This is a genomic window from Streptococcus sp. 2018037, assembly GCF_019754195.1.
Taxonomy (GTDB): domain Bacteria; phylum Bacillota; class Bacilli; order Lactobacillales; family Streptococcaceae; genus Streptococcus; species Streptococcus hashimotonensis.
The window spans coordinates 22,680-29,584 of the sequence record NZ_JAIJZQ010000026.1 but is presented as its reverse complement, the minus strand read 5'-3'; the positions used below and the strand labels follow the sequence as shown (position 1 = coordinate 29,584).

Genomic DNA, 6,905 nt, shown 5'->3' with positions numbered 1-6,905 from the left:
ATCCACAAACTGACTAATCAGACGAGCCTCATGCGTTGCAGGTAAGTCCCAAGCAATATTTAATTCCAAACTTAACTGATTTGTGTTATACTGTTTATACATTTTCATGCCTTTCTAGTTGTTTTGTCGTTATTATAATTATAAAGCATGAAATGGAAAACGAGCAACTCCTAATTGGAATTGCTCGTTTTTTTATATGTGAGCGGCTAGTTTTTGCCCAGCCTCATTTTGTAAGTCTAATTAAAAGATACATGCACATGATCGTAGTGGTTTTCTGTAACGCTACCACGGTCTGGCATCAGGTTCCATGTATAGGCTGGACCATAGATACTGTCATATGGCGCATAGAAGCGCTGTTTCCAAATGATGTAGTTGATATTTTTAGAAGCTAAGCTTGCAACTGCATAAGCTGCCACTTGATCTCCTAGAGCTGAGCTCTCAGGCACCATAAAGTCAATTGCTAGACCTTTACCATGGTCTCCTGAATCACCTGCACGGTAACCAGAGAATGAAGTAATACCAAAGGCATTTGCCACTTCTGCGCGGAAGGCTGCTACCTGAGGTTGCAAACCAACATCATAAGCACTTGTACTTGTTGTAGTGGTTGATAGGGCTGTCACTTGTGGAGTTTCAACTACAGGCTGTTCTACAACTTCCTCTACGGGTGCTTCTACTACAGGTTGTTCTACAACTTCCTCTAAAGGTGCTTCTACTACAGGCTGTTCTACAACTTCCTCTACGGGTGCTGAGTCAGTAACTGATGAAATTTGATCCAAGGGAATAACCGTATCCTCAACCGTTACTTGATTGGTTGTTAGGTCAACAGTTGCCTGAACGGTCTCATTTGTGTTTCCCTGAACAGGAGCTTCAATCTCAACCTGAGTCACTTGATTGTTTTGGTCAACAGTCGTCGTCAGTACCGTATCAGGGAAAATCAAGTTGACATCTGCAATTTGATTCATTTTCGCCAGCAAGTCCATATCAATATTCATAGCTGAGGCGATGGCTGATAAGGTATCCCCATACTGAACAGTATAGGTCATCTTTCCTTCTTCTTGGACAATTTCTGGGCTAATTTCAGAAACAGTACGTGGAGCCCATTCGAGGGCTAAAACATTTGTCGAAATCATCCCTGTACTAAAGAGGGAAAGAGCCAATGAAGATGTGTATAACATCTTCTTATTGTTTTTCATGATGGGTGTTTTTCTCTTGCGACGCATATGTTGTGGTTTATTTGTTCTCTTACGTTTCATAATCTTATTCCTTCTTTATTTTTGAGATGGTTCTATCTTACCTAAACTAAATCTGAAAAACAAGCCTGCAACCGTTCTTTTAAATAAACTGTCTCCACTATGTAATCTTAGGACTTTTCTGTCACACAATCAATATAAATGTCATCTGACTGTCATATTATTAGATAATACTCAATGAAAATCAAAAACAGATTCGGAGACGCAGATGCAGGTAGAACTAACGTTTACCAAATCAAGTCAACAACGTCTGGATTTTCGAAGAGTATAAGTAAAAAATAAGAGTAAGGTAGTAACCCAATAATTGGCTACTAGCTCACTCTCATTTCAATTTTCGGATTAGTCAAAACCCTACATTTCTTCAGGATAAACCAAGCCCCATTCTTTGCGGAGTTGGGTCATGATCTCCATGACATCTTGGGTGTAGGCTAGGTGCATGGTGTTTTCGATGCCTGCGACAGCTTTTTCCATATCCGCCACTTCATAAGAAAGAGCCTTGGCTGTCTCGCCCGCTTCGATTACTTCTTGACTACCGTCTTCAGTATAGGTAATGACTGCCTTCTGACCACGAGGGTACTCGTAAAGCTCGATGTAGCCTTTATCGTAGGCAATCGTTCCACGTTTTGGCTGTTTGGCATGGATGGTCAGGGCGATGGTCGCCATTTCTCCTGCATCATTGCTGAGCAAAATCCCTACCTGCTCGTCCACACCTGTCGGAGCCAATTTGACCTGGGACAAGACCTGGCTTGGCTTTTCCGTCATAAACCAACGTACAAAGGACAGGGCGTAAACACCAATATCCAAAAGGGCACCGCCTGCCAAGTTCTTATTGAAAAAGCGGTTGGTCATATCGTATTCCTTGTAGCTACCAAAGTTCATCTGAATCATTTTCAAATCTCCAAGCTTGCCACTGGCAACCACTTGGCTCAACTGACGATAGATTGGCATGTGGAAAATGGTCATGGCTTCTGCCAGGATAACCTGATTTTCTTCTGCCAGTTGAATGGCTTCTGCTAATTCTTCTGAATTAAGCGTAATAGACTTTTCACAGAGGACATGCTTTCCAGCCTTCAAGGCCTTTCTCAAATAATTGATATGGGTATTGTGAGGTGTAGAAATATAGATAATGTCTACTTCAGGATCCTCAAACACTTCATCGATTTCTCGATAAACTTTCTCGATGCCATATTTTTGCGCAAATTCCACACCCTTGTCATAGGTACGGTTGGCTACCGAATAAAGATTTCCACCCATAGCCTGCAAGGCCTGAACCAATTCGTTGGCAATGACACCTGTTCCCAGAGTCGCCCATTTATACTTCATTTGCACTTCCATAGTGTACCTCACTTTCTTCTACCATTATAGTAAATTCCACCCTTTTCTGCACACTCTAACTAGCATTTGTGTTACAATAAGAACATGAATACCGTTGTACTAAAGGCATCTGCCCAGCAAAAACAAGCCATGATGGCTCACTATGACCGCTATCGGCAGACCAGCAAAAATCCTTACATAGAAGCATTTTTCAAACTGACCAGTGCCAGCCTGTCCATCTACACTTCTGGAAAAGTCGTTTTTCAGGGGGAAATGGCAGAGCAGGAAGCAGGGCTCTGGGGCTATGAGCCAGAAAACTCTGGACAGACGTCCATACCTGGTCAAAACCTGCCCATGATTGGGACAGATGAGGTTGGAAACGGGTCTTATTTTGGAGGTTTGGCAGTCGTTGCTAGTTTTGTCCGCCCAGAAGACCATGCCTTTCTCAAGTCGCTTGGTGTGGATGATTCCAAGAAAATGACAGACCAAAAAATCTGCCAAATCGCCCCTCTCTTAAAAGAGAAAATCCCCCACCAAGCTCTGCTATTGTCACCGAAAAAATACAACGAAGTCATCGAGCAAGGCTACAATGCAGTATCTGTCAAGGTCGCCCTACACAATCAGGCTATTTTCCTACTCTTGCAAAAGGGTGTCCAGCCTGAGAAGATTGTCATTGACGCCTTCACTTCCAGTCAAAATTATCAAAAGTACTTGAAGAAGGAAGCCAATCAATTTGCCAACACCGTCACTCTAGAAGAAAAGGCTGAAGGTAAGTATCTGGCTGTGGCAGTATCTTCTATTATTGCTAGAGCTATGTTTTTAGAAAATCTTGTCCAGCTTGGTCAACTAGTTGGGATGAATCTACCGTCTGGTGCAGGCAGTAAATCCGACCAAGTCGCAGCAAGCATCTTAAAACAATATGGTATGGCTGGTCTCAACCAAACTGCCAAACTCCACTTTGCCAATACGCAAAAAGCACAAAAATTATTGAAATGAGGAAAAAATATGGGAGCAATCCAAAAAACAAAACGCTCACCACTAGTCGCCTTCTTAGCTGAATGGGGCATCTTTTTACTGTTTATGGCAGCTTTTTTTGCCAGTCGTTACTTTATCTGGAATCCTGTATCTGTCGATGGCCATTCCATGGACCCAACGCTTCAACACCAAGAAAAACTCATCATGCTAAAAACGACCTCTATCGACCGCTTTGATATTGTTGTAGCCAGCGAAACAGACAGCGATGGCAAGGAAAAACTGATTGTCAAACGTGTGATTGGTATGCCTGGTGACACTATTCGCTATGAAAACGATGTCCTCTATGTTAACGACCAAAAAGTGGACGAGCCTTACTTAGATGAATATCTCGCTGCATTCCAGAAAGATAAACTTCAAGAAGTCTATTCTTACAACAAACAATTCCAAGCTGTGGCCCAATCTGCTGAAGCTTTCACACAAGATGCCAATGGTTACGTAGACTTTACCGTGACAGTCCCAGAAGGACAATACTACCTGATGGGAGATGACCGCCTTGTCTCACTTGATAGCCGTAGTGTAGGAACATTTTCCCGTGAAAACATCAAAGGAGAAGTTGTCTTTCGCATGTGGCCTCTCAACCGTATTGGAACTGTTGATTAATACAAACAAGTTTGGAGCAAAAAGCACAGTACCACTTCTCAGAGTTCGTGTCAACATCCCAGCGCAGTGGTTGATTGGCAGATTTATTCGTGTTTTACACTCAAAATCTGACCTAATCAACTGTGCGGGGGTGGGAAGACGAACTCTTTTTGGTCTATGCGAGTTCTTTCCCACTCCCTTTTCATTATTATTGGAACTAAACTCTATGAACGAAGTGTATTTTACCGGTACTATTGACCGGATTATTTTTGAAAATCCTAGTAATTTTTATAAAATCCTTCTCCTTGAAATTGAGGAGACAGACGCAGACTATGATGACTACGAAATTATTGTGACCGGAACGATTGCCGATGTCATTGAAGGAGAAGACTATCGTTTCTATGGCAATCTGGTCACCCATCCCAAGTATGGTCAGCAGCTGCAAATTTCGCGTTACGAACGCAGCAAGCCCACTTCTGCCGGACTTGTCAAGTATTTCTCCAGCGACCATTTCAAGGGAATTGGACGTAAAACAGCTGAAAAAATCGTTGAGCTCTATGGCGAGGATACCATTGATAAGATTTTAGCTGAACCTGAAAAACTAACCCAAATCACAGGCCTATCCAGCAAGAACATGCAGGCATTTGTGGAGAAACTCCGCCTCAATTATGGAACCGAGCTAATCTTGGCAAAACTAGCCGAGTATGGCATTCCCAATAAATTGGCCTTTCAAATCCAAGACCAGTATAAGGAAAAAACACTTCAGATTATTGAAGAAAATCCCTATCAACTGGTCGAAGATGTCCAAGGGCTCGGCTTTACCATTGCCGATAGGATTGCGGAAAACCTGGGAATTGCCAGTGATTCACCCCAACGCTTTCGGGCAGGTATGCTCTTTAGCCTCATTCATCGCTCCATGGAAACAGGCGATACCTATGTGGAGGCCAGAGACTTGCTGGAAGCAACCCTTGAACTGCTGGAAAAATCCCGCCATACAGAGCTGGACCCTGCCGCAGTTGCCAAAGAATTGACGGGATTGATTGCAGACGACAAGGTACAGCAAGAAGGCACAAAGATTTTTGACAACAGCCTCTACTTTGCCGAACATGGTATCCATAAAAACTTGACCCGCCTGATGGGAAAAAATGGCTTCAAGCCCTTCCCACGCGCAGACGTTGAGGCTGCCATAGCAGAGCTGGAAAGTATGTCCTCCCTTACCTACGATGACATTCAAAAAGAAGCCATTGTCCAAGCCATTACCAATCCACTATTCATTCTGACAGGCGGACCAGGAACTGGAAAGACAACGGTTATCAACGGTATTATCGCGGTCTATGCCATCTTGCATAAGATTGACCTGACGCGCAACCGAGAAGAATGCCCTGTCCTCCTAGCCGCTCCAACTGGACGAGCAGCCAGACGAATGAATGAATTGACAGGCCTGCCTTCCGCCACCATCCACCGCCATCTCGGTCTGGTAGAAGGACAGGAAGAATCCTACCGTGATGATTATTTGGATGCCGACTTTATCATCGTGGATGAGTTTTCTATGGTAGATACTTGGTTGGCAAACCAGCTCTTCCAGAACATCTCCTCCCAGACCCAAGTTCTGATTGTCGGCGATGCGGAGCAATTACCTTCTGTCAGTCCCGGTCAGGTCCTAGCTGACCTCTTGAAAATCGACAAGCTACCCAGCATCACTCTAGAACGCATCTACCGTCAATCCGATGATTCGACCATTGTTACCCTAGCCAGCCAAATCCGCCAAGGAGCTCTACCTAGCGATTTCCGTGAGAAAAAGGCTGACCGCTCCTATTTTGAAGCGCAAAACGAACAAATTCCAGCTCTGATTGAACGCATTGTCGGCGCAGCTATCAAGTCAGGTATCCCTGCAAACGAGGTACAAATCCTCGCTCCCATGTACCGTGGTGCCGCAGGCATTGACCAACTCAACAACATGACCCAGGCCCTGCTCAATCCCCTAGAAGACGGAGAGCTGGAATTCCTCCACAACGAGCAGGCCTTCCGCCAAGGCGACCGAGTCATCCACCTAGTCAACGATGCTGAGGCCAATGTCTTCAATGGTGATTTGGGCTACATCACCGACCTCCTGCCTGCCAAGTACACCGACTCCAAGCAGGACGAGATTACTATCAACTTCGACGGTAGCGAGGTCACCTACCCTCGCAATGAGTGGTACAAGATTACCCTGGCCTATGCCATGTCCATCCACAAGTCCCAAGGTAGTGAGTTCCAGGTGGTCATCCTTCCCATTACCCGCACCAGCCACCGCATGCTCCAGCGCAACCTGGTCTACACCGCCATCACCCGCTCCAAGAGCAAGCTCATCCTCCTAGGCGAAATCTCCGCCTTTGACTACGCCGTCAAAAACGCCGGAACCCTCCGCAAAACCTATCTGGTCCCACGTTTCCAAGGGGAAATGGCAGAGCAGGACAGCAAGGAAAGCCTGACAGAAAACAACGAAAGCAAAACAGCTACAGCCACGCAAACCCAGCCCCCTGCCCAATCGGGTAAGCCAAAACAAACAGAGCCAGTAACAGAAAACAGCCAGCAACTATCCCTTCTTGACCAAGACCAGCCAAAAAAAACAAGTGGACAACCCAGAGAATATATTCTGACTGTGGACAACCTGCTAACCATCGACCCCATGATTGGCATAGATCAGGCAGATATTGAAGAATTTTTTAAAGCATAAAAACCAGCAAG

Annotated in this window: 5 protein-coding genes; 3 read left to right on the top strand and 2 right to left on the bottom strand. The window is 44.9% G+C overall.

From position 1 onward, the window contains the following. Positions 1–236 precede the first annotated feature (236 nt). The gene (locus tag K5Q29_RS08810) at positions 237–1,253 is read right to left on the bottom strand and encodes a LysM domain-containing protein (protein ID WP_172699634.1); all 1,017 of its coding nucleotides are present in this window, start codon (positions 1,251–1,253) and stop codon (positions 237–239) included. Between the two features lie 348 nt (positions 1,254–1,601). Next, positions 1,602–2,585, bottom strand: a complete 984-nt coding sequence (locus tag K5Q29_RS08805) for a Gfo/Idh/MocA family protein (protein WP_105139162.1) — start codon at positions 2,583–2,585, stop codon at positions 1,602–1,604. Positions 2,586–2,669: 84 nt separating this feature from the next. Between K5Q29_RS08805 and rnhC the strand changes: the two genes are divergently transcribed. From rnhC to K5Q29_RS08790, 3 genes are all read left to right on the top strand, one after another. Then, a complete protein-coding gene (rnhC, locus tag K5Q29_RS08800; RefSeq protein ID WP_105139161.1) occupies positions 2,670–3,560 on the top strand; it encodes a ribonuclease HIII in 891 nt (296 codons plus the stop codon). A gap of 9 nt (positions 3,561–3,569) precedes the next feature. Then, positions 3,570–4,199 carry a signal peptidase I gene (gene lepB / locus K5Q29_RS08795; protein WP_002935959.1) on the top strand — a complete coding sequence of 210 codons (630 nt, stop codon included), beginning with the start codon at positions 3,570–3,572 and terminating at the stop codon, positions 4,197–4,199. A gap of 205 nt (positions 4,200–4,404) precedes the next feature. Then, positions 4,405–6,894 carry an ATP-dependent RecD-like DNA helicase gene (locus tag K5Q29_RS08790; RefSeq protein WP_105139159.1) on the top strand — a complete coding sequence of 830 codons (2,490 nt, stop codon included), beginning with the start codon at positions 4,405–4,407 and terminating at the stop codon, positions 6,892–6,894. Positions 6,895–6,905 lie beyond the last annotated feature (11 nt).